25 protein-coding genes are annotated in these 26,194 nt (G+C 44.0%); 10 read left to right on the top strand and 15 right to left on the bottom strand.

The features are described from left to right. From B9T10_RS06745 to B9T10_RS10200, 10 genes are all read right to left on the bottom strand, one after another. Nucleotides 1-822, bottom strand: a complete 822-nt coding sequence (locus B9T10_RS06745) for a FixH family protein (RefSeq protein WP_008315776.1) — start codon at nt 820-822, stop codon at nt 1-3. A 75-nt stretch (nt 823-897) separates the two neighbouring features. Beyond that, on the bottom strand, nt 898-2,307 hold the full coding sequence (gene ccoG, locus B9T10_RS06740) for a cytochrome c oxidase accessory protein CcoG (RefSeq protein ID WP_063455603.1): 1,410 nt from the start codon (nt 2,305-2,307) through the stop codon (nt 898-900). A 146-nt stretch (nt 2,308-2,453) separates the two neighbouring features. Further along, entirely contained in the window at nt 2,454-3,395 is a 942-nt protein-coding gene (ccoP, locus tag B9T10_RS06735; RefSeq protein ID WP_008315778.1) for a cytochrome-c oxidase, cbb3-type subunit III, read from the bottom strand. A 27-nt stretch (nt 3,396-3,422) separates the two neighbouring features. Then, nucleotides 3,423-3,689: a cbb3-type cytochrome oxidase subunit 3 gene (locus tag B9T10_RS06730; RefSeq protein WP_008315779.1), complete on the bottom strand. Its 267-nt coding sequence runs from the start codon at nt 3,687-3,689 to the stop codon at nt 3,423-3,425. A 26-nt stretch (nt 3,690-3,715) separates the two neighbouring features. After that, nucleotides 3,716-4,519 carry a cytochrome-c oxidase, cbb3-type subunit II gene (gene ccoO, locus B9T10_RS06725; protein WP_026165734.1) on the bottom strand — a complete coding sequence of 268 codons (804 nt, stop codon included), beginning with the start codon at nt 4,517-4,519 and terminating at the stop codon, nt 3,716-3,718. 21 nt (nt 4,520-4,540) lie between these two features. Further along, nucleotides 4,541-6,001 carry a cytochrome-c oxidase, cbb3-type subunit I gene (gene ccoN / locus B9T10_RS06720; protein ID WP_018122577.1) on the bottom strand — a complete coding sequence of 487 codons (1,461 nt, stop codon included), beginning with the start codon at nt 5,999-6,001 and terminating at the stop codon, nt 4,541-4,543. 162 nt (nt 6,002-6,163) lie between these two features. Further along, entirely contained in the window at nt 6,164-7,534 is a 1,371-nt protein-coding gene (locus B9T10_RS06715; RefSeq protein ID WP_094538127.1) for a deoxyguanosinetriphosphate triphosphohydrolase, read from the bottom strand. Next, a complete protein-coding gene (gene tsaD / locus B9T10_RS06710) occupies nt 7,527-8,555 on the bottom strand; it encodes a tRNA (adenosine(37)-N6)-threonylcarbamoyltransferase complex transferase subunit TsaD (RefSeq protein WP_094491603.1) in 1,029 nt (342 codons plus the stop codon). The genes B9T10_RS06715 and tsaD overlap by 8 nt, the downstream gene beginning before the upstream one ends. 24 nt (nt 8,556-8,579) lie before the next feature. Next, nucleotides 8,580-8,948, bottom strand: coding sequence for a diacylglycerol kinase (locus B9T10_RS06705; RefSeq protein ID WP_094538126.1), 369 nt, complete (start codon nt 8,946-8,948; stop codon nt 8,580-8,582). Then, nucleotides 8,945-9,088 carry a hypothetical protein gene (locus tag B9T10_RS10200; protein WP_008315786.1) on the bottom strand — a complete coding sequence of 48 codons (144 nt, stop codon included), beginning with the start codon at nt 9,086-9,088 and terminating at the stop codon, nt 8,945-8,947. The genes B9T10_RS06705 and B9T10_RS10200 overlap by 4 nt, the downstream gene beginning before the upstream one ends. Nucleotides 9,089-9,283: 195 nt before the next feature. Between B9T10_RS10200 and B9T10_RS06700 the strand changes: the two genes are divergently transcribed. The 6 genes from B9T10_RS06700 (at nt 9,284) to B9T10_RS06675 (ending at nt 19,158) form a co-directional block, all read left to right on the top strand. After that, complete coding sequence (locus B9T10_RS06700; RefSeq protein ID WP_094538125.1) at nt 9,284-11,767, top strand: DNA topoisomerase I; 2,484 nt, start codon at nt 9,284-9,286, stop codon at nt 11,765-11,767. Nucleotides 11,768-11,769: 2 nt separating this feature from the next. Further along, nucleotides 11,770-13,149 (top strand): sigma-54-dependent transcriptional regulator, encoded by a 1,380-nt coding sequence (locus tag B9T10_RS06695; RefSeq protein WP_008315791.1) that lies wholly within the window; start codon nt 11,770-11,772, stop codon nt 13,147-13,149. 4 nt (nt 13,150-13,153) lie between these two features. Then, nucleotides 13,154-13,864, top strand: a complete 711-nt coding sequence (locus tag B9T10_RS06690) for a YggS family pyridoxal phosphate-dependent enzyme (protein ID WP_094538124.1) — start codon at nt 13,154-13,156, stop codon at nt 13,862-13,864. Nucleotides 13,865-13,982: 118 nt separating this feature from the next. Beyond that, on the top strand, nt 13,983-15,914 hold the full coding sequence (gene dnaK / locus B9T10_RS06685; protein ID WP_063455598.1) for a molecular chaperone DnaK: 1,932 nt from the start codon (nt 13,983-13,985) through the stop codon (nt 15,912-15,914). A gap of 135 nt (nt 15,915-16,049) precedes the next feature. Continuing rightward, nucleotides 16,050-17,216 (top strand): molecular chaperone DnaJ, encoded by a 1,167-nt coding sequence (gene dnaJ, locus B9T10_RS06680; protein ID WP_008315794.1) that lies wholly within the window; start codon nt 16,050-16,052, stop codon nt 17,214-17,216. A gap of 376 nt (nt 17,217-17,592) precedes the next feature. Continuing rightward, nucleotides 17,593-19,158, top strand: coding sequence for an AbgT family transporter (locus B9T10_RS06675; protein ID WP_172635341.1), 1,566 nt, complete (start codon nt 17,593-17,595; stop codon nt 19,156-19,158). Between the two features lie 56 nt (nt 19,159-19,214). Here the strand turns inward: B9T10_RS06675 and B9T10_RS06670 are convergent, their stop codons facing one another. The 4 genes from B9T10_RS06670 to B9T10_RS06655 form a co-directional block, all read right to left on the bottom strand. After that, complete coding sequence (locus B9T10_RS06670) at nt 19,215-19,535, bottom strand: Dabb family protein (protein WP_063455595.1); 321 nt, start codon at nt 19,533-19,535, stop codon at nt 19,215-19,217. A gap of 79 nt (nt 19,536-19,614) precedes the next feature. Continuing rightward, a complete protein-coding gene (locus B9T10_RS06665) occupies nt 19,615-19,950 on the bottom strand; it encodes a DMT family transporter (RefSeq protein ID WP_008315798.1) in 336 nt (111 codons plus the stop codon). Further along, on the bottom strand, nt 19,943-20,290 hold the full coding sequence (locus B9T10_RS06660) for a DMT family transporter (protein ID WP_063455593.1): 348 nt from the start codon (nt 20,288-20,290) through the stop codon (nt 19,943-19,945). Before B9T10_RS06660 ends, B9T10_RS06665 begins: the two co-directional genes overlap by 8 nt. Nucleotides 20,291-20,490: 200 nt before the next feature. After that, nucleotides 20,491-21,345, bottom strand: coding sequence for an EamA family transporter (locus B9T10_RS06655; RefSeq protein ID WP_063504166.1), 855 nt, complete (start codon nt 21,343-21,345; stop codon nt 20,491-20,493). Between the two features lie 245 nt (nt 21,346-21,590). Between B9T10_RS06655 and B9T10_RS06650 the strand changes: the two genes are divergently transcribed. From B9T10_RS06650 to B9T10_RS06635, 4 genes are read left to right on the top strand one after another with little or no spacing between them, the layout of a single operon-like run. Next, nucleotides 21,591-22,547 carry an ABC transporter permease gene (locus tag B9T10_RS06650; RefSeq protein ID WP_018122565.1) on the top strand — a complete coding sequence of 319 codons (957 nt, stop codon included), beginning with the start codon at nt 21,591-21,593 and terminating at the stop codon, nt 22,545-22,547. Further along, nucleotides 22,544-23,491 (top strand): iron chelate uptake ABC transporter family permease subunit, encoded by a 948-nt coding sequence (locus B9T10_RS06645; protein WP_094491600.1) that lies wholly within the window; start codon nt 22,544-22,546, stop codon nt 23,489-23,491. The genes B9T10_RS06650 and B9T10_RS06645 overlap by 4 nt, the downstream gene beginning before the upstream one ends. Then, nucleotides 23,485-24,243, top strand: coding sequence for an iron ABC transporter ATP-binding protein (locus B9T10_RS06640; RefSeq protein ID WP_008315805.1), 759 nt, complete (start codon nt 23,485-23,487; stop codon nt 24,241-24,243). The genes B9T10_RS06645 and B9T10_RS06640 overlap by 7 nt, the downstream gene beginning before the upstream one ends. A 24-nt stretch (nt 24,244-24,267) precedes the next feature. Next, a complete protein-coding gene (locus B9T10_RS06635) occupies nt 24,268-25,272 on the top strand; it encodes a siderophore ABC transporter substrate-binding protein (protein WP_063455592.1) in 1,005 nt (334 codons plus the stop codon). A 42-nt stretch (nt 25,273-25,314) separates the two neighbouring features. Here B9T10_RS06635 and B9T10_RS06630 read toward each other — a convergent pair whose 3' ends face one another. Then, nucleotides 25,315-26,154, bottom strand: a complete 840-nt coding sequence (locus B9T10_RS06630; protein WP_246782173.1) for a formate/nitrite transporter family protein — start codon at nt 26,152-26,154, stop codon at nt 25,315-25,317. Between the last annotated feature and the right edge of the window lie 40 nt (nt 26,155-26,194).

The following is a 26,194-nucleotide window of genomic DNA, read 5'->3' as shown; positions in this document are numbered from 1 at the left end:
TTAAGTCGTCTTTTTAGCAGGTGGAATCACTTCAATGAGGTTATCGTTCACGTCTTGATAGACTTCGTCGCCTTTTTTAATGTGCACTTCAAAGTCCCAACGCCCTAAGCGTTCAAACGTCATTGGCGCTTCATAGATGCCCTGACCCACTTCTGTAAATGGCACAATGCGATTGAGTTCTTGCTCTGCTAAACGTTTTAAATTGATGGACACTTCTGCATGCTCAATCGGTACGCCTTCGCGATCCACCACTAAAAAGCTCATGATGTTCTCTTCATTCATGCGCGGGGGATTGTGTTCAAATTGATAGCGCACTTTCCAGCCACGTTCGGCTTGTTCACGCATTTTAGCTTTATGGGCATTAAAATATGCCTCTTTTTTATGATAAGCATTCGGAACTTCACCAGGAAAGCGCGTATTGACGCTTTTCACGCCGCCATCTTGATCCACATATTGCACACGTAAACCTGATTCTGCCATAAAGACAAATGCACCATCTAAAATGGTGAGCACCACAAAAAAGCCAAACACAGTAATCGGCACCCAATGGGTGCGTTTGCCATCTTTGCCTTTTAAAGCATTCGTTTTTTTGCCCACTAAATAGTAAGCATAACTCGTTAATATGTTACATGAGAAATAGAGGGCAGCCACATCGCCACCCGTCCAATTCATAATTAAATAAGGCACCAATACGGCAATGCTCAATAACCCTGAGATCACAGAAGCTTGTAACCGTGTAAAACGCAACACATGATGCAACAGTAACGTCACCACTAAAACACTGACGATCCCGGTCATCATTACGGTTAAAACGTCATTCATTTCTACTATTCTCCTTCAAAGTTATCTCACATGAAAAATAGAGCTTACGCTCTATTTTTCACGGTTGTTGCCGGTTTACTTGGTCACAAATTTAGAGTTCAGATGATGAGTTTCAATCACCTTACCCTGATCATCTTTGACCAAAATTTCCACATCAATCGGCTGGCTTGGCGCGCCTTTTACGGTTTGATGCACCAATACTCGCCAGTTTTTACGGTCACCCGCGGCGATGGTTTCGTTGTTCTCAGAGACCACTAAATCTAAATCTTTAGCGTCCACTAACTTCACTTCCACCATTTTTGGTGTCATGGTGAGGTTGTTGAGTTTTAACATATAACGGTTTTGAATCAAGCCGTTACTCATCACGGTGTAGGCAGGTGTTCTTGTTTTTTCAAGCAAGAAAGACATCTGTGCACTGGTGACCATGCTCCAAATCAATACGCCAATGACCACTAAAATCACCAAACCATAACCGATGTTACGGGGTTTAAAGAAGTGCGTTTTCTTGCCTTCTAAACCATTGAGTGAGTCATAGCGAATCAATCCCGTTGGATAGCCCGTTTTGGTCATCATGGTATTACACGCATCAATACACAAGCCACACGTGATACACTTATAGTTTAAACCTTCACGAATATCAATCCCTACAGGACACACTTGCACACATAGATCACAATCTACGCAATCCCCGTGACCGGCTTCATGACGTGTTTCTAAATCACGCAGCTCTTTTGTAGGTTTTGCACGGCCTTTCGCTCCTTCACCACGTTTTTCATCATAGGCCACCACCAATGTGTCTTTATCAAACATTACGCCTTGGAAACGGGCATACGGACACATGTAAGAACACACTTGTTCACGGGCAAAGCCAGCCATCACAAAGGTTGTGGTGGTGATGAATAAAATGGCACCATATGCGGCAAATGGCGCATCCCCTGTGATCACTTCCTTCAGTAATTCTGAAGATGGTACCCAGTAAGCGGTGAAGGTAAAACCTGTCCAAATGGCGACTAACAACCACACCAGCCACGTTCCGCCCACTTTGATCAGTTTTTCACCGTTCCAAGGCATTTCATACAACTTGCTGCGCTTGTTACGACCGCCTTGAATCCAAGTTTCGATCTTCATGAAAAAGTCTGTCCAAATGGTTTGGAAACAGAAATAACCACAGAACACGCGCCCTGCAATATTGGTGATGAAAAATAGCAAGAATGCAAAAATCATCAACACGCCAGCAAGCCACATGATGTTTTGAATGTCCACATCTAATCCTAAAACGTAAAATCGTCTTTGAGCAATGTCAAACAAAACGGCTTGATTTGGTACGCCCGCAGCGCGTGGCCAAGGCAACCATGGCAATAAATAAAACACCGCTAAACCGAAGTATAAAACCGCGGATTTAAAACGGCGAAAAGTCCCCTTAACATCTCGTGTAAATATTGGAATGCGCTTTTGATAAAGCGAATCTGGTTGTTGATCTGACACAACGCCCTCCCTCTTACAAATCTAACGAATTACTCTCTATACTCCCGCCCCTATTGTACTACTCTTTCGGGGTGAATAAAAATAAAGGACTCAACATTTCGAAGAGTCCTTTACATTAATCAATTTTTTTTGACACGCCAAAAAAGTTATTGACCGCCGCCTAATTCATGAACATAGATCGCAAGCGCTCTGATTTGTTCTTTCGTTAAACGTTCTTTCCAAGTTGGCATCACACGATCATCTTGTGGTGTCACACCAATGGTGATGCGGTGTGCCATCATGGCCACTTTTTCTTCATCATTTTTTGCTTCAAATACAGGCACCAATTCCCAGATTTGATCGGTTAAGTTTGCAGAACCCATGGTTGGCAAACCTTTACCATCCGCACCGTGACACGTAAAGCAAGTACCTTTACCTTCAAAGATCGCTTTACCGCGCTCAGTGGCTTCATCCGCAGTGTAGTTACCTGACAATGTCAATGCGTATTTTGCAACATCATTGATTTCATCTTCAGATAAACCGGTCAATTTAGCTGGCGTCATGTTACCTGTACGACCTAAAGTGATGGTTTGCTCGATTTGCGAGTAATGACCGCCCCACAACCACGCATCGTCCGTTAAGTTTGGATAAATACCAAATTTACCTTCACCGCCCGCACCGTGACAGGTTGCACAGTTATCACCGAACAACACCGCACCTGTTTGCAATGCGAACTCTTTTAAACCTTCATTTTCAGTCGCTTCGATGTCATCAATTTTACCAAGCGCTGCCAATTTACCGTAGTAATCTGCACGGTTTTTAGCTTCTGTTGAAGATTGTAATTGTTCTGCTAACAATGTACGGGTGTTCCAATGTAACTTCTCTTCTTTACCATCAACCTTAACTTCTACGGTTTTAATCCCTTTTGTCCAGCTGTTTGGTAACGGCCAAGTTGGATATAACACCCAGTAAATCAAGGCAAAAATGACTGTGCCATAAAAGGCTAATAACCACCATCTTGGCAATGGGTTGTTGAACTCTTGAAGGTTCTCATCCCATACGTGCCCCGTGGTTTCTACTTCTTGTTTTTTATTGATATTTTCACTCATAAATCAATCCTCAAAATAAAGTAATCATCAAGCTTTATGATCATTACTTACATGATTTTGTCCGCTATGAGACGCATCAGTTTGCGCCCTTTTCTCCTCAGCACGGGCTGAATTGACTTGGCCTAAATCCTCATCATCTAATAGAGGAATCATACGATAGCCATCATAGCGAGCCTTGCGGTCTTTATTAGTGAAGACATAAATAATTATTCCAACAAATACGGTGAAAAAGATCACCGCCGCAACGGTTTTACTGTTGCTCATATCCGTGAACCATGAAAAAAACTCAATCATTTATTTATGTCTCCAACGCTTAATAATTAACGGAATTTACTGTATTCGATACCATCATCATCTTTAAACTGATACATCGTACCTAATACTTGTAAATATGCGACCAAGGCATCCATTTCTGAGATATAGTCACTAGATGTGTCGAACATGCCTGTTTTCGCTTGGTCTTCCAAGTTTGCAGTTGCATTCTCAATCACAAGAAGTTTCGCAACGCTTTCACCAAAACGCTCTACGTTCGCATTGTACTCTTCCTCTGTTTTAGAGTAAGGCACACCTGTGATGCGTAAGGCTTTCATGTGAGCTTCAACATCTTTATAGTAAAGTTTGTTTTTGCTCAACCAAGGATAGCTTGGCATGATGGATTTTGGCTCAACGCTTCTTGGATCTGTCAAGTGTTCTACATGCCAACGGTTACTGAATTTACCACCAACACGCGCTAAGTCTGGACCTGTACGTTTAGAACCCCATTGGAATGGATGGTCAAACTGAGATTCAGCTGCTAATGAGTAGTAACCGTAACGCAAGTATTCATCTTGCATTGGACGGATCTGTTGTGAGTGACACGTATAACAACCTTCTCTCACATAGATATTGCGACCTAACATTTCAAGCGGCGTGTATGGACGAATGGCATCCACTTCACGCTTCACACGTACGCGCTTACCTGTATTTGGATCGACCGTGCGCTCTGTCACTTCTTTTTTCACAACTTCAATGGTGTCATTGATGAAGAACAAAGGCACAATTTCAATCAAACCACCGATGCTGATGATGACGAGTGTCAACACCAACAATAAACCGGAGTTCTTTTCAATTTGTTCATGTCTAATCATAATTTATCTCTCCCTCTATTAAGCATGAGCAACAGCCGCAGGAATCGCTGCGTGTTTATCTGCTTGCGCTCTAGTGCCTTGTTTGATTGTCATATAGAAGTTATAGATCATGATGACAGCACCTAATAAGAACATAGAACCACCTAATGCACGCAAGATGTAAGGTACATGCATGAATTGAACAGTTTCGATAAATTTGTATGTCAATGTACCGTAGTTAGGATCGAAACCACGTAACATCATACCTTGGCCGATACCTGCAACCCATAAAGCTGCTACGTACAATACGATACCGATGGTTGCTAACCAGAAGTGCGCAAACACCAATTTTTCGCTGTACAATCTGCCACCAAATACGCGTGGAATCATGTGGTATAAAGAACCAAACGTGATCATTGCAACCCAACCTAACGCACCTGAGTGAACGTGACCAACCGTCCAGTCAGTGTAGTGAGACAATGCATTCACAGACTTCAAGCTCATCAATGGACCTTCAAACGTACTCATACCGTAGAAAGATAATGCAACGATGAAGAAACGTACGATTGGGTTTGTACGAACCTGATCCCAAGCACCAGACAATGTCATGATACCGTTGATCATACCGCCCCAAGAAGGTAACAATAAGATGATGGAGAATGTTGCTGCCAATGAAGACACCCAGTCAGGTAATGACGTCCAGTGTAAATGGTGCGCACCCGCCCACATATAAAGGAATGACAATGCCCAGAAGTGGATGATGGATAAGCGATAAGAGTAAACTGGACGGTTCACTTCTTTTGGTACGAAGTAGTACATCATACCTAAGAACGCAACTGTTAAGAAGAAACCAACCGCGTTATGACCATACCACCATTGAACCATAGCATCTTGAACACCGGCGAATACGTTATATGATTTAATGGTGAAACCATCAAATACTGGAATGGCGATGTTATTGAAGATGTGCAATAAAGCAGTGGCTAAAATGAACGCTAAGTAGAACCAGTTCGCAACATAGATGTGCTCTTGTTTACGGCGCAATAAAGTATTGAAGAATACCCAGAAATAACACACCCAAACAATGGCAACAGCCCAGTCAATTGGCCATTCGAATTCAGCATACTCTTTACCTTGTGTAAAGCCTAATGGGTAGCTGATCATGATTAAAAATACGCCGACAGTCCAACCCCAGAATACGAATTCTGCAAGTTTACCGTATGCTAAACGCACCTGACATGTACGTTGTACAACATAGAAAGAGGTACCAATCAAAGCGGAACCACCCATACCAAAAATCACCATGTTGGTATGCACAGGACGCAAACGACCAAAACTCAACCATGCTTGGTCAAAGTTCAACACAGGCCAAGCCAACTCTAAAGCAGCCCAAACGCCCGCGAGCATGCCGATTGCCCCCCAGACTAATGTCATGATCGCAAATTTACGAATCACACCATAGTTGTATTGGGTATCCCTAATATCTACGGTTTCTCCCATACTTCCCCCGAAAATAAAATAAAAAGTCACGTATTAACTAACTATACACACTGCAAAGATATAGCAATGCGCCATATTTTACGTCATACAGCGTTAATAACATTGACAAAAATCAATAGACTACTGCTGTAGACCGCCCTATTCTACCTGAATTATTTTTTTTTAGGTAGTTAAATGCACCCCTGTAATCATTTGATAAACGTGGACTGCATAACGATCAGTCATTCCTGAAATGAAATCGGTAATTTTTAAAATCCGTAAATATGGATCCGCATCGAGCTTGCGATTTGCCCCTAAAAACTGATCGGGCAAGAAACTCATCAACATACGAGATTTTGAAGTGGAACGCGCATAATATTCTTGATTGACTGCACCGACAAAGGCTTTTAATAAACCTTCAATTATTTCATGGCCAGCGATGCCCACTTCTAAGACAGGTTGGGAGACATAAATATGATCATAGGCATAGGTTTTAATGTTTGCCAATACATTTGCCGATGGAATGAGGCTCAATAAATCCACCGTCAATTGTCCATTAAGAATCTCTGTTTCATGCTCAATGAAGGCTTTGACCACTTCATCAATCAGCAACCCCATGGCAAAGGCACGAAGGTATTCGATTTTATCTTTATCGCGCGTGATGCGTTTAACCTTATTTGGAAAACCGCCATATGGCGCGATGATCGACTCATAAAAACCGATCACTTCCCCACTACTCATGAGGGATAAACGATACGCATCCTCAATGTCCACGAGCGAATAACACAGATCATCTGCCGCTTCTAATAAATAGACCAACGGATGGCGCGCCCACGCAATCGCTTCCCCACTCTTATTATATAAGAGTGGCAAAATCTCTAAACGGGACATGATGCTGCTAAACAGATCCTTTTCCGCTTGAAAGTAATTGAATTTTTTGAGTGCAATGTGATCAAGAGTTTTGCGCTCTAAGCTGCCACACGGATACTTAATGAAGCTTGCCAACGTCGCCAATGAGAGCTGCATGCCGCCATCATTGTCCACATTTTGTAATTTTGTCAGTAGGCGAAAGGCTTGCGCATTGCCCTCAAAATAGAGGAGATCATTTTGCTCGGCTTTCGTCATCTCTGCTAAGGCGCGCATGCCAATCTCTGAATCTGCAAAGAACTGCCCAATCCCATCTTCTCCCGCATGCCCAAACGGCGGATTGCCGATGTCATGGGCTAGTGCTGCGGCAGATAATATGGTGCCCACATCGGTGGCCGACAGATCACCTAAGCGATCATTGTCCGCCAAATGCTGCCCCACTAATGTGCCAATACTGCGCGCGACGCTGCTTACTTCTAAACTGTGTGTTAAACGCGTGCGCACATAATCGGTTTGCGCTAGCGGAAAAACTTGTGTTTTATCCTGCAAGCGACGAAATGCCGCGGAGAAAATCAAGCGGTCATAATCTTTTTGAAACGCCGAGCGATACCACTGCGCAGCTTCCTGTGAACGGGCAACGCCTAAACGATCTTTCGTGAGTAGATGTTGCCAATTCATGCTAGGCATCGTGTTGATCCACCTTTTGCGATAAATCAGAGAGTGGCCAACGGGCTTTGAGTTTGACCTCATAATTGACGGCACCTTGATTGCGCACCAAGCGCTCATGGCCAACGTATGCCACCATGGCACCATTATCCGTACAAAAGAGTGGACGCGGATAAAAAACACGCACACCCAGCGGATCCATTACGCGCGCCAACTCTTGACGCAACAATTGATTCGCAGCCACGCCGCCGGCAATCACAATGGATTTAACGCCAGTTTGCAATACAGCTTTTTTAGCCTTTGCCGTCAATGTATCAATGACTGCGCGCTGAAAACTCGCAGCGATGTTCGGGTAATCAGCTTCGGTGGCATCTTTAATGGTCATCGCCACTTTGGTTTTTAAACCACTGAAACTGAAACGCAAATCGCCGCTGTCTAACATTGGGCGTGGGAATGCGTACGCTTTTTCATCCCCCGCTTCTGCCAATTTAGCCAATTTAGCGCCACCAGGATACGGTAAATCCATGAGTTTTGCTGTTTTATCAAATGCTTCACCCACGGCATCATCTAACGTATCACCCAAAATTTGATACTCGCCAAATGCTTCAACTAAAACCAATTGCGAATGGCCGCCCGATACCAATAGCGTTAAAAATGGATACTCCGGCTTATCCTCTTCTAAATGCACCGCTTGCAAATGGGCTTCCATGTGATTGACACCCACGAGCGGCTTATTCAACGCATAGCCTAAACCTTGGGCATACAACGCGCCCACCATCAATGCACCAATGAGCCCCGGGCCTTCTGTAAAGGCAATGCCATCGATGTCTTTATAATCTTTGCCAGCCTCTTCAAGGGCAGCATTCACCAATAAAGGCAACTTACGGATGTGATCACGCGATGCCAATTCCGGCACCACGCCACCATAGAGCGCATGCAACGCAATTTGTGAATAAATTTGATGTGCCACCAAACCGTTTTCGCTGTCATACAGCGCAACGCCCGTTTCATCGCACGAACTTTCAATTCCAAGTACTAACACTTTTACCTTCTATTTCTGATTCAATTAGCGAAATACCAATACTGCAACCCATGTCACAGCCATCAAGATCATGGCCACCATCACAATGGCCGATCCTATATCCTTCGCCTGCCCAGAGAGCGGATGATGCTCAGGACCAATGCGATCCACCACAGCTTCAAGGGCAGAATTGATAAGCTCTGCCACTAAAATTAAGCCAAAACTCCCAAAGAGGAGCGCAAACTCAATGCCAGTGTTTGCAAGCCAAATGGCCAAACCGAGCACAATGGGCAATGCATACACTTCTTGTCGAAAGGCCGCTTCACTTAAAAAAGCTGCCCGTAAACCTTTAACGGAGTAACCGCACGCATGACGAATGCGTGTTAGCCCAGTTGCTCCTGGTTTATTCATCATGGCATCGGGATCTCAATGGATTCATTTTCAAATAAACCAGCACCATAATCATCCATCATCACCCAACCAATGAAGACAACGATGATGACGATGTACAACCATCCAAATGATCTCTTTTGTTTCTCTTCGCGACGACGCATATGATCTTTTATCCTATGACTTGAAAGATTAGAGCCAACATTGTAGCTTATTATTTAGTTTTCATTAAGTACATGAAAGTGTATTATCTCCACATTTTTAGTAAAACTTCGTAAAGCTTTATGACAAAATTCTAAATAACTACTAAGCTTTAACCTTTTAACATATTCAGACAACTGTAGGAAATTTTAACATTCATGAGTAAAACTCTTGTTATTGTGGAATCCCCCGCAAAGGCCAAAACGATCAATAAATACTTAGGCAAAGACTATAAAGTGCTTGCCTCTTTTGGGCACATCCGTGATTTGGTGCCTAAAACCGGTGCGGTTGATCCCGATCATGATTTCGCCATGAAGTATGAAATTGTCGAGCGCAATCAAAAGCACATCAATGAAATTGTCAAAGCCTTAAAAGATGCTGATGCGTTATTGTTAGCGACGGATCCGGATCGCGAAGGTGAAGCCATCTCTTGGCACATTAAAGAGTATTTAGATGAGAAAAATCTCCTCAAAGATAAATCGGTGGCGCGCGTGGTGTTTCATGAAATCACCAAATCCGCGATTGAAGAAGCGATCACCCATCCGCGAGACATCTCGATGGACATGGTCAATGCACAGCAAGCCCGCCGTGCCCTTGACTATTTAGTGGGCTTTAATTTATCGCCACTTCTTTGGAAAAAAATCAGCCCGGGATTGTCGGCAGGGCGTGTACAAACGCCTGCCCTTCGCATGATTTGTGAGCGCGAAGATGCCATTGAAGCCTTTAAACCTGAAGAGTATTGGACCATTGAGTCACAATTAAAACACAATGATGTGGCTTTTAAAGGTCGCTTAACTGAATTTGATGGGCAAAAAGTGGAGCAATTTTCATTCACCAATGAACCGAGTGCAATGGCCGCTAAAAATGCCTTGATCCAGACTTTTGGTCAAATGCTGCCTGTTTATAACATCGAGAAGAAGCAGCGCCGCAGAAATCCCACCGCGCCTTTTACAACATCAACCATGCAACAGGAAGCTGCGCGTAAACTTGGCTTTGCCACAACACGCACGATGCGCACTGCCCAATCGTTGTATGAAGGGATCAACATTGGCACAGAAACCATCGGTTTGATCACGTATATGCGTACAGACTCCGTGTCCCTTGCCAAAGAGGCCGTCGAAGAGATCGCAGCCCTCGTTAAAACACGCTATGGCGATGATTATCTGCCTGAAACGCCGCGCGTTTATAAAACCAAATCCAAAAATGCACAAGAGGCGCATGAAGCCATTCGCCCAACCTCTGCATTCCGTCATCCTGATGACATTAAGCAATACTTAACCTCAGATCAATTCCGTTTATATGAATTGATCTGGAAGCGCACGGTGGCTTCCCAAATGTCCTCTGCCATTTTAGATACGGTGGCTGTGGATCTAGGGCAAGCAAAATTGCACACATTTCGTGCCAATGGTTCCACCATCTTATTCCCTGGCTTCATCATCGTTTACACCGAAAGTTTTGATGATAAAAAAGAGGAAGATGATGAGAAATTATTGCCTGCTTTAAATGTGGGCGATGCCGTTCACATTGATGAAGTGATCGCCACCCAACACTTTACCGAGCCACCACCACGCTTCTCTGAAGCCTCGCTCGTTAAAGCGTTAGAAGAACATGACATTGGCCGCCCATCCACCTATTCTGCCATCATCTCCACATTGCAAAATCGTGAATATGTCACCGTGGATCAACGCCGCTTTTTCCCAACGGATGTTGGGCGGATTGTCTCGCGCTTTTTAACGGAGCATTTCACACAATATGTGGATTATGACTTCACGGCCAAAATGGAAGGCGAGCTTGATGAGATCGCCAATGGACAATTGGCATGGATTCCTGTGATGAAAGAGTTCTGGACACCGTTTCATGAGCTATGTGTCACCAAAGATGAATCTGTATCACGCGCGGATGTGGCTCAAGCCCGTGAACTTGGCATTGACCCCAAATCTGGTAAACCTGTCTCTGTGCGCATCGGACGCTTTGGTCCCTTTGCACAAATTGGCGATAAAGATGATGAAGAGAAGCCAAAATTTGCCTCGCTTCGTAAAGAGCAGCGCATCAACACCATCACATTAGAGGAAGCCCTTGCCCTTTTCACCTTGCCAAGAAGCCTTGGCACGACAGAAGAAGGCGAAGCGGTGCGCGCTAACATTGGTCGCTTTGGCCCTTACATTCAATATGGTCAGAAGTTTGTCTCTTTAAAAGAAGATGATCCTTACACCATTGAATTGCCCCGCGCCTTAGAACTTGTGGCGGCCCACAAAGCAGCAGAAGCGGCAAAATTCATCAAAGCCTTTGAAGAGCATAACATTCAAATCTTAAATGGCCGCTGGGGACCTTATGTGACAGATGGCGAGAAAAATGCCCGCATCCCGAAAGATTGCGAAAATCCTGCCGCTTTAACGTTAGAAGAGTGTCAAGAATTGCTCGCAAAAGCCCCTGCTAAACGCACAAAGAAAAAGGCAGTCAAAAAAGCTGCCCCGAAAAAAGCAACAACTAAAAAAGCCCCTGCGAAAAAGTCTACGAAAAAAGCAGATGACGCAGACGGCAAAGAGAAACCTAAAAAAGCGGCCGCAAAAAAGGCACCGGCAAAAAAAGCCGCGCCTAAAAAAACGGCAGCGAAAAAAGTAACAAAAAAAGAGAGTGAATAATCATGAGCGATCTTAAAGATACACAAATTTTAGTGGTCGATGATGAAGAAGACATCAACGACCTCATTAAAGACATTTTGGAAGATGAAGGATTTTCCGTGCGCACGGCGTGTAATGGTCAAGAAGCGCGCGATGCCATCGATCAGAGCAAGCCTGATTTGGTACTCCTAGACATTTGGATGCCTGACATTGATGGCATTTCCCTTCTCAATGAGTGGAAACAGAGCTATCAAACCTTGCCCTTTTCTGTCGTGATGATGAGCGGACATGGCACCCTTGAACATGCCATTGAAGCCACAAAGCTTGGCGCATTTGATTTTCTTGAAAAGCCCTTAACATTGGCAAAATTGGTGGCGGTGGTCAAACGCGCTTTAAAGGAGCAAACCACGCAGCCATCAGCAAAGCCACAAAACTTTAACCCACAGCCTGTGTTTGAACCTGTGGGCAAAAGCTCAATCATGACGGCGCTTCGCAATCAAGCGAAACAGATTGCTGAATCTGGCAATCGCACGGTGCTCCTAGAAGGCGACATTGGCGCAGGCAAGCATCTGTTTGCCCATTACATTCATTCGTTGTCAGACAGAGCGCAGCAGCCTTTAATCACCGTCAATTTAGGGCAATTGTCTGAAGAGAACATCGAAGAAACCTTGCTTGGCAAAGAGATGGGCAGCCATGTCACACAAGGCATTTTAGAGCAAGCCAGCGGCGGCTCTGTCATTTTAGACAATGTCACTCAGCTCAGTTTAGAGGCACAAAAGAAACTTGCGGACATTTTATCAAACACCGATTACTTTCGCGTCAATGGTAAGAACTTGCTGCCTAAAAATGTGCGTTTCATTGCCATTTCTCGTGATGATCTATCCGTTTTAGTGGATGAAAAAGAGTTCAATGAAGCGCTGTACTACAAGCTCAATGTCTTACCGTTAGAGATTCCTGCCCTCTCTGCTCATCCTGAAGATGTGCCCGATTTAATTGCCTTTTACATTCATCATTTTGTGGATGAAGAGCATTTGCAATATCGTCATTTCCCAATTGCGGTGCAAAATCGCCTTCGCAATCACACTTGGCACGGCAATGTGCAAGAGCTCAAATCTGTGGTGCAGCAATTATTGGTGCTTGGTAAAAATGAGGAGGTTTCCCTAGATGAGGTCAATCAAATCCTCACGAAAAAGAGCCAAACCCATGTGATCCCTGAAGACTTATTACCGCTTGATTTACCGCTTCGTGAAGCCCGTGAGCAGTTTGAAAAAGCCTATTTACTCGCGCAATTTAAATCATGTGAAGGCAATATTGCCAAACTTGCTGAAAAAGTTGGCATGGAGCGCACCAACCTCTATCGCAAGCTTAAATCCTTAGACATTGACCCGAAAAAAATCGGATAGTGACATGACCTTAGCCAACCATTTAAAGACGATTACCGCGCGCATTGAGGCGGCTTGCCAAGCAGCACAGCGTGATCCTAAAGAGATCAAACTGCTCCTTGCCACCAAAACACAACCCCTTGAAACCATTCAAGCCGCCATTGATTTAGGCTATGGCTTAATTGGGGAAAATCGCGCCCAAGAAGTGACAGATAAATTCCCATTGATTCACCCGGCGCCCATTACCATCATGCCGTATGAGCAGCACTTCATTGGCCATTTGCAAACCAATAAAGTCAAAGCCATTTTCCCGTATGTGCAGTGCATTCAATCTGTAGATCGCCCATCTTTGGCAGAAAAGCTGCATGATGAATGCATCAAACATGCCACAACCCGCGAGATTTTCATTCAAGTGAATGTCTCAAAAGAAGAGAGCAAACAAGGGATTGATCCGCATCATCTTTTTGAATTTTTAGAAACCTTCACAAATTTGCCATCTTTGAAGATTCGTGGCTTAATGACCATAGGCCTCAATGCCGATGATGAAATGGCAGTGCGCGACGGTTATCGTTTATTGCGATCCCTGCGTGATGAGGCTTTGCTCAAGGGTTTGTTACCGCCCTTAGCAACAGAGTTATCTATGGGCATGAGCCATGATTTAGAATGGGCCATATTAGAAGGGGCAACCTTGATTCGCGTCGGCAGCGCGGTGTTTGGCGCCCGTCCGCCGTTGTAATTGAACAGATTTAAATAATTTTCATATTTTCTCTTGAAATCCCAAAAGTGCGCCCCATCTTTATAGCCGTTAGAGATTAAAACTGAATTTAAGCAATCTTTTTTAGGAGCAAATCATTATGAGTAAAATTATTGGTATTGACTTAGGGACCACCAACTCTTGTGTCGCTGTAATGGATGGCGATAAAGTACGCGTGATTGAAAATGCTGAAGGCGATCGCACCACGCCTTCCATCATCGCTTATACTGAAAGCGGTGAAATCTTAGTGGGTCAGCCTGCAAAACGCCAGTCTGTGACGAATCCAAAAAATACATTATTCGCCATCAAGCGCTTAATTGGTCGTCAATTCAGTGACCCTGAAGTTCAAAAAGACATCGGTTTAGTGCCTTACTCCATCATCAAAGCTGACAATGGCGATGCATGGGTGAGCGTATTAGATGGCAAAAAATTAGCGCCACCTGAAGTGTCTGCTCGTGTATTGATGAAAATGAAACAAACGGCAGAAGATTTCTTAGGCGAAAAAGTAACAGAAGCTGTCATTACAGTGCCTGCATACTTCAATGACTCACAACGTCAAGCCACAATCGACGCAGGTCGCATTGCAGGTTTAGATGTTAAACGCATCATCAACGAACCAACAGCAGCTGCCCTTGCTTACGGCATGGATAAAGGCTCTAAACAAGATGCTAAAGTGGCTGTATACGATTTAGGTGGTGGTACATTTGACTTATCCATCATTGAAATTGCAGATGTTGATGGTGAAAAACAATTTGAAGTACTTGCCACAAATGGTGACACATTCTTAGGTGGTGAAGACTTTGACGCAGCTGTGATCGATTACTTAGTCAAAGAATTCGAAAAAGAGAGCGGCATTGATTTACGCAACGATCCTTTAGCGTTACAACGCTTAAAAGAAGCGGGCGAGAAAGCAAAAATCGAATTGTCTTCAGCGCAACAAACGGAAGTGAACTTGCCATACATCACGGCAGACAGCACAGGTCCTAAACACTTGAACATCAAGTTGACGCGTGCAAAATTAGAATCTTTGGTAGAAGATTTGATTGATCGCACATTAGAACCTTGTAAAGTTGCATTGAAAGATGCAGGCTTAACAGTTTCTCAAATCGACGAAGTGATTTTGGTGGGCGGTCAAACGCGCATGCCTAAAGTGCAAGAGAAAGTGAAAGAATTCTTTGGCAAAGATCCTCGTAAAGACGTGAACCCTGATGAAGCTGTGGCTTCGGGTGCAGCTGTTCAAGGCGGCGTATTAGGCGGTCATGTTAAAGATGTGTTGTTATTAGACGTGACACCATTATCTTTAGGGATTGAAACCATGGGCGGCGTGATGACTAAACTCATCGATAAAAATACGACGATCCCAACGAAAGCAAGCCAAGTGTTCTCAACAGCAACGGATAATCAACCTGCTGTTACGATTCATGTATTGCAAGGTGAACGCCCTCAAGCGTCTCAAAACAAAACATTAGGTCAATTTGAGTTGTCAGACATTCCACCTGCACCACGTGGCGTGCCACAAATCGAAGTGACATTTGACATCGATGCGAACGGCGTGATCAACGTATCTGCGAAAGATAAAGCGACGAATAAAGAGCAATCCATCGTGATTAAATCAGATTCTGGTTTATCTCAAGATGACATTGATAAAATGATCAAAGATGCAGAAATGCACGCAGAAGAAGATAAGAAGTTCCAAGAATTGGTGGCAGCACGCAATACAGCAGAACAAATGATCCACATGTCTGAAAAATCTTTGAAAGATTTAGGCGAACAAGTGGAATCAAGCGAACGCGCTGCGGTTGAATCAGCGATTAAAGAACTTCAAGAAGCGGTGAAAGGTGACAACCTTGAAGCCATCGAGAAGAAAACTGAAGCGTTGACAGAAGCTGCAGGCAAAATTGCTGAAAAAGCCTACGCTCAGCAACAAGCAGCCGGTGAAGCTGGTGCAGCTGGGGCTCAAGATGCAGGCGCACAACCAAAAGATGATGTGGTTGATGCTGAATTCGAAGAAGTCAAAGACGACAAAAAATAATTGATGTAACATCACACTCAAGCAATATCCCTTCGGGGATATTGCGCTATTTAAACCACTGAAACCCCTGATTTTTCCGTAATGATTCATTATTGAAAAATGATGAGTTTCTGAGCACAAGGAAGTTAAAACATTATGGCACAACGCGATTATTATGAAGTGTTAGGCGTCGCAAAAACGGCCTCTCAAGATGAGATCAAAAAAGCCTATCGTCGCATGGCGAGCAAGTATCATCCTGACAAAAACATCGGGAAAGAAGAAGAAGCGGAAAAGCAATTTAAAGATGTGCAAGCCGCTTATGAAGTCTTATCGAATGAAGAAAAACGCCGCATGTATGATCAATATGGTCATGATGCTGTCAATGGCCAAGGCGGCGCCGGTGGTTTTGGTGGCGGCTTTGGAGGGTTTGGCGGTCAAGGTGGCAATGCTGACTTTAGCGACATCTTTGGTGATATGTTTGGCGACATCTTTGGTAGCAGCGGTGGCGGCCGTAGAAGTTCAGGTCCGCGCGCGTATCGTGGCGAGGATGTGGCGTATCAATTAGACATCTCTTTAGAAGAAGCGGTGTTTGGTACCAATGCCCGCATCAAAACCAACATCCGCAGCACATGTGATCATTGTGATGGCACAGGTGCAGAGCCTGGCACAAGCATCACAACTTGTGACACCTGTCATGGTGCGGGTCAAGTGCGCATGTCACAAGGATTTTTCTCAGTTCAGCAGCCCTGCCCAACGTGTCATGGCCGCGGTAAAATCATTAAAAATCCATGTAAAAAATGTAACGGCTCTGGCAGTGAATACAAAACGCAAACTTTGGAAGTTAAAATTCCAGCAGGCGTTGATACCGGCAATAACATTCGCTTAGAAGGTAAAGGCGAAGCAGGCGTTAATGGCGGGCCAAATGGGGATTTATACGTACAAATCAATGTGCGTCCACACCCAATCTTTAAGCGCGAAGGTCAAAACCTTCACTGCACAGTCCCGATCAGCTTTGTGACGGCATCTTTAGGTGGCGAGATTGAAGTACCAACGCTTGATGGCCGCGTGAATCTTAAGATTCCGGCAGAAACACAAACCGGCCGTGTGTTCCGTTTACGTGGTAAAGGTGTGCGTTCTATCCGCGGTGAATATCAAGGCGATTTGCTCTGCACCGTGAACATTGAAACACCTGTGAAATTAACCACAGAACAAAAAGAGATTCTCAAACAATTTGGCGAAACCCTTGGGGAAAAACACAATCCACAAGAAAAAGGCTTCATTGACCGCGTCAAAGATTTTTTAGATAATCTTAAAAAAAAATAGTGAATCTTTTTAAAAGATGACGATAAATCCCGACTTGATCGGGATTTATTTTGCCCATCATAATCCTTATCGCTACAATACCACCTAAATGAACCATAAAAATAATTTCTCATAATATGAGAAATATATTGATTCGATATTTCCTTTAAAACCCTGATATTTTCTACTAAAAACCACATAACTATAGAGATTTTGTCCAACTTTTTATTTGATTAAAAAGAATACAAAGTTACATAAACACTACAAAAATATAAAATCTTTTGATATCGTTGCGGATCAAATCGTAAAGATAATGACCCAAATCAATGAATTTCAATCCATTAACAAAATGTGTGTGGATTCGATGATGTAGAAATAAGGATAGGATGTTATGGAAATGAAAGCTAAAAAGAATCGACTGCTCAATACCCTTGAGTGGCTCGGCAATGCACTGCCCCACCCTGTGGTGCTCTTTGCCATTCTCATTACCATGCTTTTAGTGGCATCAGCCATTGGTGATTACTTTGGGCTGAGCGTTGCGGATCCGCGCCCTGAAGGTGCAAAAGGCCGCGCGCCTGATGGCATCATTCGTGCCGTAAACTTACTCGATGCCGATGGCATCCGTAAGATTCTCTCAAATGTCGTCACAAACTTCACAAGCTTTGCGCCTCTTGGCACTGTATTGGTTGCAATGCTGGGTGTCGGGATTGCCGATCGCGCTGGCTTATTCTCCTCTGCCATGCGTTTAATCGTCTTAAAAGCCCCACCTAAATTAACCACCGCCGCCATTGTTTTTGCAGGCGTGATGTCAAATACCGCAGGTGAATTGGGTTACGTTGTTTTAATTCCCTTAGCCGCTGTTATTTTCCATTCGCTTGGCCGCAATCCATTGGCAGGTTTAGCCGCTGCATTTGCCGGCGTATCGGGCGGTTATTCTGCCAACTTATTACTTGGCACAGTCGATCCTTTGCTCTCAGGCATCACGCAAGAAGCGGCGCGCATCATTGATCCTACCTATATTGTGGGTGCTGAAGCGAACTGGTATTTCATGGCATTCAGTACCTTTGTGGTGACTTTTTTAGGTTGGTTTGTGACAGAAAAAATCGTTGAGCCACAATTAGGTCCTTACAATCACTCAGACATGAGCGATGAAGAGAACATGATTGCCTCATCGGCTGAAGTGACGCCCATCGAGAAAAAAGGGCTCTTCTGGGCAGGGATTACTTTTGTGATTTTAGCCATCATCGTAGCATTAATGGTGGTGCCTGCAGATGGTATTTTACGTAATCAAACCACTGGCGCGATTGCAAACTCACCGTTCTTCCAATCCATCGTGATCTTCATTTTCTTCTTCTTTGCCATCCCCGGCATTGTGTATGGCTTTATTGTGAAAAGCTTTAAGAATGATCGCGACATCGTCAATGCCATGAGTGGCTCAATGAGCACCCTTGGGCTCTATTTGGTGATCGTATTTTTTGCCGCGCAATTCATCGCTTTCTTTAACTGGACGAATCTTGGGCAAATCATCGTGGTGCATGGAGCAAACTTCATCACAAGCATTGAAATCAATAGTATGGTGCTATTCATCTGCTTTATTTTGATCTGTGGTTTCATCAATTTAATGATGAGCTCTGCCTCCGCACAATGGGCGGTGACAGCACCAATCTTTGTGCCAATGTTGATGCTGGCAGGTTATGCGCCTGAAACCATTCAAGCGGCCTATCGCATTGGGGATTCTGCCACGAACATCATCACGCCGATGATGAGCTACTTTGGTTTCATTGTCGCGCTCGCGATTAAATATAAGAAAGATGCCGGCATTGGCACAATTTTAGCCATGATGGTGCCATATTCGGTGGTGTTTTTAACTGCATGGATCGTTGTGTTCTGTATTTGGGTGTTTGTGTTTGGTATTCCTGTGGGCCCAGGTTCTGCCATTTACTTCTCCCCATCGGCAGGCTAACGAAATCAACCAATAAAAAAGCCATCAATAGGATGGCTTTTTTAATGCGTCAATGGTTACAACAGATCCGTATCATAATCAAAGGCAAAAAATGACTCACTGCCTTGATGATCTAACATGCTGCGAAGTTCTGTCCCAACTTTCACATGCTCAGGGTGTACTAAATATTCATCACGTTCTTGAGCATTGTTAAATGTCATATAAAACGCATAATCAAAACCTTTATAACGCGCTTCTGCCCCATTGTATAAACCATAATCAAATGATTGCATGGTGGGCAATACAGACTCTAAGGCACGGATTTTTTCAAAAATGGCACGAATCGCCGCTTGAGATGTCTCTTTTTTAAAACGAACCAACACAATGTGCTTAACCATGATCTCTCCTTATTGATTGAGCCTTGATTATGGCACAAACTGAGGCCATAAAAAAACCCCGGTTGCCCGAGGTTATGCATCAGCTTAAGAATTTCAAACCGCAGACCCCTGCGATGATGAAAGCTAAACTGATGATGCGTTTAATGTCTTTAGATTCATTAAAAAACATGATATTGATCACAACAGCCGCAGCCGTCCCGATCCCTGTCAATACCGTGTAAGCAATGCTCACCGGCAAATAATGAAACGAGTAATAGAGCGCCACAAATGATGCCGCTAAACCCCCAAAATACAATAAACGATTGATGAGATTTTTTTTGCGAGTGTATAAGCTTAAGCCAAAAATACCCACCATCTCTGCAGCCACGGCTAAAGTCACCAAACCCCAGCCGATCCAAGTGCCGTAATTAGCCATGATTTTCCTCCTCTTCATCTGCTGAAGGATCAGATAAATTCAAGCCAAGCACGCCGAGCAAAATGAGTCCCATGCACACCATCATAGCGGTGGAGATGGTTTGTTCTAATAAGAAGGTGTCCATTAAAATGGTACCGATGGTGCCGACTGCAGCAAACACAGCATACACGGTTCCGGCGGCTAAATATTGGCACGCTTTGGCCAAAAAGTTGAGATCCATGAAAATAAATAGCACAACCAGTGCCCATTCCCACGGTGCATCCGCGCGATTAAATCCATAAAGCCAAATCAGCTCAAAAACGCTTGTGAGCCCGACATAAAACCAAGCTTTATTGTTCATAAGAATTCCTCTATCTAAAATGTGTAATTAAAAAATTGACAACGCTGAGTAGATAGAGACGCTAATAAAGTAGCAGTAAAAAATGAGATGTTAAGAAATGTGAGGTGTTATCTATATGATATATGACAGGCATAAAAAATTTGGTAGTGGAACACATAGATATGTTAGCGTCGCACTACCCTTTGGTCAAGTCATATTGACTATTTTCCGCGCGCAGTTAAAGTCGCCCCAAGCGATGCACAAATGATGGCACTGAGGGCAATCCATTGAATGGGCAATAGATACTCACTTAAAAAGACAATGCCAAAAATTGCGCCAACGGCAGGCTCCATACTGCTGAGGGTGCCATAAGTTTTTGCAGGAATGTGCGTCATCGCGATGAGTTCTAATGCAAAGGGAATGGCAGAGGATAACAGCGCCACCAATAATCCTAAGCCTAAAATGGTGGGATTGAGTAAATTCGCACCTTCTGTGATGATGCCAATCGGCGCAAAAATCAACGCGCCCACAATCATCCCGGCCGATACAATCGGAATGCCATACGCTTTACCCACTTTGCGGCCATAAATAATATAAACCGCCCACCAAAAACCTGCGATCAATGCATAAATCACACCTTTAAAATTCACATTGTGCACCTCTTGACCAATCGGTAAGAGCAATAATAAACCAATGACTGCCAATAAAATCCAGATAAAATCTATCGGACGGCGCGAGTAAATCAGTGCAACAGACAAAGGTCCCACAAATTCAATGGCAACGGCAATGCCGATCGGAATCTCTTTTAAGGCACGATAGAAAAAGAAGTTCATGGCACCCAACGCCACGCCATAGACTAAAAAGTGTTTTAAATTGCCTTTTCTAAAATTGATGCGCCAAGGACGAAACACCACCAAAAGCATCAAAGCTGCAAAGCCTAAACGCATGGAGGTTGCACCTTCTGGCCCCACCAATTCAAATAATTTTTTGGCCAACACAGCGCCAGATTGCACCGTCAGCACTGCCAATAAAAACACGCCAATGGCCCACGGCGCGAATGTCTCTTTATTTTCCATAGATTAATCTTTCATAAAAGTGGCGAACATTCTACATCAGTTGCCTAAACAGTGCGCAGATTTAAAATCCTTATAATGCCAATTAATTCAATTAATTGATGAAATCTGCACAAAAAATTGAACAAACATTATACATGTAATCCCACCATTTTTCCTGCCCTTACTATGAAAAGGTTAAATATCATGTAAAATACAATCATTATCATTCGAGCATTAATTGCATTTATGAAGGGCTATTACTAACCATGAGAAAACGTCATCTTTTTCTCATTTTAATCATCCTCTCTGTGATCTCACTATTTGTGGGTGTCTTGAACATCTCTGTGCGTGATGTTCTCACACTTAACCTCACAGAGATTCAATTGCAGACCATTTTTGTGAGCCGCGTGCCGCGCTTGGTGACCATTTTAATTGCGGGGGCAAGCCTAAGCATTGCCGGTTTGATCATGCAAAAGCTGAGTCAAAATGCCTTTGTTTCTCCAACCACCGCAGGCACGTTAGAATCCGCAAAATTAGGGATTTTAGTGGCACTTCTGCTCTTTGCAAGCTCAAGCCCGATTGTCAAAATGCTCCTTGCTTTTGCCTTTTCCTTAGCGGGCACCTTTATTTTCATGAAAATTTTAAACCACATCCGCTATAAGGATGCGGTGTTTGTCCCCTTAGTGGGCTTAATGTTTGGCGGGATCATCAGCTCGATCTCAACTTTCATCGCCTATAAATATGACCTCATTCAAAACATCTCCTCATGGCTGCTTGGCGATTTTTCCATGGTGATGAGTGGGCGTTATGAACTCATGTATGTTTCCATTCCCTTGATGATTGTGGCGTATCTTTATGCCAATCAATTTGCCATCGCAGGCTTAGGGGAAGATTTTGCCAAAAATTTAGGGCTCAAATACCATCAAGTGGTGAACATTGGATTGGCGATTGTGGCGATGATCACTGCCTGCGTGATTCTCACCGTGGGCATGATTCCCTTCATTGGGCTCATCGTGCCAAACATTGTGTCGCTCTATAAAGGTGACAATGTGCGCATCACACTGCCCTACACCGCGCTTGTGGGCGCCATCATTGTGCTTGTGTGTGACATTGTCGGGCGCATCATCATTCATCCATACGAGATTCCCATCAGCGTCACCATTGGTATTTTGGGCAGCACCCTATTTGTCTGGCTACTCTTTAAAAAGGCTGCAAACACATGAGTCATCGCACCAAAATATTCATTCTGCTCGGTCTGACGCTGCTGAGCATTCTGCTCTTCCTTTTTTATAAGCTCGGGGCTAACTGGAGCTATTCACTGCCTAAACGTGGTTTTAAAATCGCGGCAATGGTGGTTGCTGGCAGCGCGATTGCCATCTCTACTGTGATTTTCCAAACAGTAACCCACAATCGAATTCTGACCCCAAGCATCATTGGGCTCGATTGGCTCTATCTTTTGGTGCAAACCCTGCTCATCTTTTTACTGGGCAGTAAAAACTACACGCTCCTTGGCAATCAATGGCTCTTTTTCATCTCCATTGCCATTTTAGTGGGCTTTGCTGTTTTACTCTTTAGAGTGATGCTGAAAAACGGTAAATCTGTCTACTTTTTATTATTGGTGGGCATCATTTTAGGTGCGCTGTTCCAAAGCTTATCCACCTTCATGCAAGTGCTGATTGATCCCAATGAATTTTTGATCGTGCAAGACAAGATGTTTGCAAGCTTTAACAACGTTCAAGTCAAACTGTTGTGGTGGTCTGTGGGCATCATTGGCGTGGTGATGGCAGGTTATTTCCCCATCATCAAATACCTTGATGTATTGAGCCTTGGGCGTGATCAAGCCGTGAATCTTGGCATTGATTATGCAAAAGTTGTGCGTACTAGCTTAATTGTGGTGGCAATCCTCACGGCGGTTTCCACCGCGCTCATTGGTCCCATCACATTTTTGGGATTATTGGTGGCAAACCTCACCTATGAGATTTTTAAAACCTATCAACATTCAATCCTCTTGATCGGTTCAGTGCTTGTGAGCATCTGTGCCCTAGCCTTTGGCCAGCTTTTGGTGGAACGCTTTTTCACCTTCTCCACCACTTTAAGTGTGATCATCAACTTCATCGGCGGCCTTTACTTCATGTATTTATTACTGCGGGAGAATCAAAAATGGTAGTGGTCAATAATGTTTCTAAATCCTTTGGGCAACGCAAAGTGGTGGACAATGTCTCCATCACGATTCCTGAAGGCAAAGTCACCTCCCTCATTGGCCCAAATGGTGCCGGTAAAAGTACATTGCTTGGCATGATGAGCCGCTTATTTAAGCCGGATCAAGGCGAAATCTACATCGATGGCCGCGAAATCCATACATGGCAGCCCGATCAATTGGCACAAAAGATCTCCATTTTAAAGCAAGCCAACCACATCAACCTTCGCATTACAGTGCGTGAATTGGTGGCATTTGGGCGCTTTCCCTACAGCAAAGGGCGCTTAACGGCAGAGGATCAGCATTATATTGATCAAGCCATTGAATACATGGGGCTTGCCCATTTACAGGATAAACACATCGCGGAACTCAGTGGCGGACAGCGCCAATGCGCTTTCATCGCGATGGTGGTGGCACAAAATACGGACATCATCTTTTTAGATGAACCCTTAAACAACTTAGACATGAAGCACTCTGTGGAGATCATGCAGGTGCTACAAAAATTAGTGCGCGAGAAGAATAAAACGATTGTGGTGGTCATTCATGACATCAACTTCGCATCGTGTTATTCCGATCACATTATAGCCCTCAAAAACGGCGCACTCGTGCATGAGGGAGAAACAGGGAGAATCATCGATTCCCATGTCCTTAAAGACATTTATGACATGGAAATTCCGATACAGTTAATCAACGATCAACGCATTTGCGTCTATTTTACTTAAAACTAGCTTTGTAAGGAGTTATGAATGAAGTCATATAAAAAAGCTGCGTTAGCTTCCGCGTTTGCCTTAATGCTTGCCGCTTGTGGTAACGAACAACCTAAAACAGAAACCGTTGTCATCGAAACTCAAACAGAAACCACAACGAATGCACCGGCTGCGTCTGCTGAGAAAGCACCAGAAGCTGCTAAAACCATGACCATCAAACATCTATCTGGTGAAACTGTGGTGCCCATGAATCCTCAGCGCACTGTGGTGTTTGACTTTGGCTCATTAGACACATTAGAAGCCCTTGGCGTTAATGTGTTAGGCATTCCAAAAGCCAACATTCCTGCTTACTTGAGCGAATATAAAGATCCAAAATATTTAGACTTTGGCGCATTAAAAGAGCCAGATTTTGAAGCCATTCACGCGGCAAAACCTGATTTTATGATCATCGCCATTCGTCAAGCGCCGCTTTATGAGCAATTTGCAGAGATCGCGCCGACCATTAACTATAATGTGGATGATCAAAACTACATGGCATCTTTAACCGAAAATGCCACCACATTGGGCAAACTCTTTGGTAAAGAAGATGTGGCGAAAGCACAATTGGCTGAACTCAATCAAGAGATCGCAAAAGTGAAGGCGAAAACGGAAAACATGCCAGAAAAAGCCCTCATCATTTTAGCGAACGATGGCAAAATCAGCGCTTATGGCCCAGGTTCTCGCTTTGGCTTCATTCATGATGTGTTAGGCTTTAAACCTGCTGATGAAACCATTGAAGTCTCTCGTCATGGTCAAAGCGTTTCTTTTGAATATGTGATGAACTTAGATCCGGATTACATCTTTGTTGTCGATCGCACTGCCGTCATCAACGAAGGTGGCACCACAGCAAAACAAACGGTGGAAAACGATTTAGTGAAAAACACCAAAGCCTTTAAAAATGGCAAAATCATCTATTTAGATCCAAACGTTTGGTATTTATCAGGTGGCGGATTGAAATCCACTAAAGTGATGATTGAAGATGCCAGCAAAGCACTGATGCAGTAATCATCATTGAATGAAAAACCTCGGTCACCCGAGGTTTTTTTATTAGAAGCGATTGTTTGGCATGTCACTTCTGATCTCACCATGACAGATCAAGCCAAACAGAATCGTACCCCCAAAGATATTGCCAATCAAAGTTGGAATGGCAAAGGGATAAAAATAGTGACTCCAATGTTCATGCCCCGTAAACACTAAATATAACACCTCGCTTGAACCGGCAATGATGTGAGTAAATTCCCCAAGGGCAATGATGTAGGTGATGAAAATGATCCCCCAAATCTTATTGTCCCCAAGGTTTGGTAACATCCACACCAACGCCGCCATCAACCAACCGGCAAACACACCTTTGACCAGCATTTGATATGGACTGTTCTCCATAATGTGGTGCCCAAGCGCCGGCAAATGAGCACGCACATCCACAGAGAAATCCGGCAGATAAATCAATGACAGCGTAAACGCCACAACGCCCAATAAGTTGCCACATAAGACAATCACCCATAAGCGCATGATCCGATACAACGTGCGCTTTGAAGGATGGCTCATAAAGGGCAACACTGCCGTCAGCGTGTTTTCTGTAAAAAGCATTTGATTCGATAAAATGATGATCACATAGCCTAATGTGTACCCAAAACCACTGAGTAAAAAGCTTAAATTCGGATCCTCAATGTGCATGGCAATGACGGATTTGGCAATGAACCCTGCCCCCATCGCAAAGCCTGCTGCAAATGCCGAGAGCAGCAATGCATAACCATCGCGCTCTAAAACACGAATGCCCTCATAGCGCACCGTTTCATGCAGCACGGCCGCTTCTGATGGCAATAATTCACCATCTTTTTCGATGGCTTCTAACTGTTCTTCAACCTCTTTTGGTAACTGTGTTTTCATACGTGCCCCCATCAAAAAAATCCCCAAGCATGCTTGGGGA

Source organism: Wohlfahrtiimonas chitiniclastica (assembly GCF_002252325.1).
GTDB lineage: Bacteria > Pseudomonadota > Gammaproteobacteria > Cardiobacteriales > Wohlfahrtiimonadaceae > Wohlfahrtiimonas > Wohlfahrtiimonas chitiniclastica.
Note: the sequence above shows the minus strand (reverse complement) of the source record. Positions and strands in the feature narration are given on the sequence as shown.

Bases quoted from the DNA above. Each gene is read 5' to 3' on its own strand.
- B9T10_RS06650 (WP_018122565.1), top strand. From the start codon at position 21,591: ATGAGAAAACGTCATCTTTTTCTCATTTTAATCATCCTCTCTGTGATC.
- B9T10_RS06690 (WP_094538124.1), top strand. From the start codon at position 13,154: ATGACCTTAGCCAACCATTTAAAGACGATTACCGCGCGCATTGAGGCG.
- dnaJ (WP_008315794.1), top strand. From the start codon at position 16,050: ATGGCACAACGCGATTATTATGAAGTGTTAGGCGTCGCAAAAACGGCC.
- B9T10_RS06695 (WP_008315791.1), top strand. From the start codon at position 11,770: ATGAGCGATCTTAAAGATACACAAATTTTAGTGGTCGATGATGAAGAA.
- B9T10_RS06675 (WP_172635341.1), top strand. From the start codon at position 17,593: ATGAAAGCTAAAAAGAATCGACTGCTCAATACCCTTGAGTGGCTCGGC.
- B9T10_RS06700 (WP_094538125.1), top strand. From the start codon at position 9,284: ATGAGTAAAACTCTTGTTATTGTGGAATCCCCCGCAAAGGCCAAAACG.
- B9T10_RS06665 (WP_008315798.1), bottom strand. From the start codon at position 19,950: ATGGCTAATTACGGCACTTGGATCGGCTGGGGTTTGGTGACTTTAGCC.
- B9T10_RS06660 (WP_063455593.1), bottom strand. From the start codon at position 20,290: ATGAACAATAAAGCTTGGTTTTATGTCGGGCTCACAAGCGTTTTTGAG.
- ccoP (WP_008315778.1), bottom strand. From the start codon at position 3,395: ATGAGTGAAAATATCAATAAAAAACAAGAAGTAGAAACCACGGGGCAC.
- B9T10_RS10200 (WP_008315786.1), bottom strand. From the start codon at position 9,088: ATGCGTCGTCGCGAAGAGAAACAAAAGAGATCATTTGGATGGTTGTAC.
- B9T10_RS06635 (WP_063455592.1), top strand. From the start codon at position 24,268: ATGAAGTCATATAAAAAAGCTGCGTTAGCTTCCGCGTTTGCCTTAATG.
- B9T10_RS06715 (WP_094538127.1), bottom strand. From the start codon at position 7,534: ATGCCTAGCATGAATTGGCAACATCTACTCACGAAAGATCGTTTAGGC.
- B9T10_RS06670 (WP_063455595.1), bottom strand. From the start codon at position 19,535: ATGGTTAAGCACATTGTGTTGGTTCGTTTTAAAAAAGAGACATCTCAA.
- ccoN (WP_018122577.1), bottom strand. From the start codon at position 6,001: ATGGGAGAAACCGTAGATATTAGGGATACCCAATACAACTATGGTGTG.
- dnaK (WP_063455598.1), top strand. From the start codon at position 13,983: ATGAGTAAAATTATTGGTATTGACTTAGGGACCACCAACTCTTGTGTC.
- B9T10_RS06645 (WP_094491600.1), top strand. From the start codon at position 22,544: ATGAGTCATCGCACCAAAATATTCATTCTGCTCGGTCTGACGCTGCTG.
- B9T10_RS06745 (WP_008315776.1), bottom strand. From the start codon at position 822: ATGAATGACGTTTTAACCGTAATGATGACCGGGATCGTCAGTGTTTTA.
- B9T10_RS06705 (WP_094538126.1), bottom strand. From the start codon at position 8,948: ATGATGAATAAACCAGGAGCAACTGGGCTAACACGCATTCGTCATGCG.
- B9T10_RS06630 (WP_246782173.1), bottom strand. From the start codon at position 26,154: ATGAAAACACAGTTACCAAAAGAGGTTGAAGAACAGTTAGAAGCCATC.
- B9T10_RS06730 (WP_008315779.1), bottom strand. From the start codon at position 3,689: ATGATTGAGTTTTTTTCATGGTTCACGGATATGAGCAACAGTAAAACC.
- B9T10_RS06655 (WP_063504166.1), bottom strand. From the start codon at position 21,345: ATGGAAAATAAAGAGACATTCGCGCCGTGGGCCATTGGCGTGTTTTTA.
- B9T10_RS06640 (WP_008315805.1), top strand. From the start codon at position 23,485: ATGGTAGTGGTCAATAATGTTTCTAAATCCTTTGGGCAACGCAAAGTG.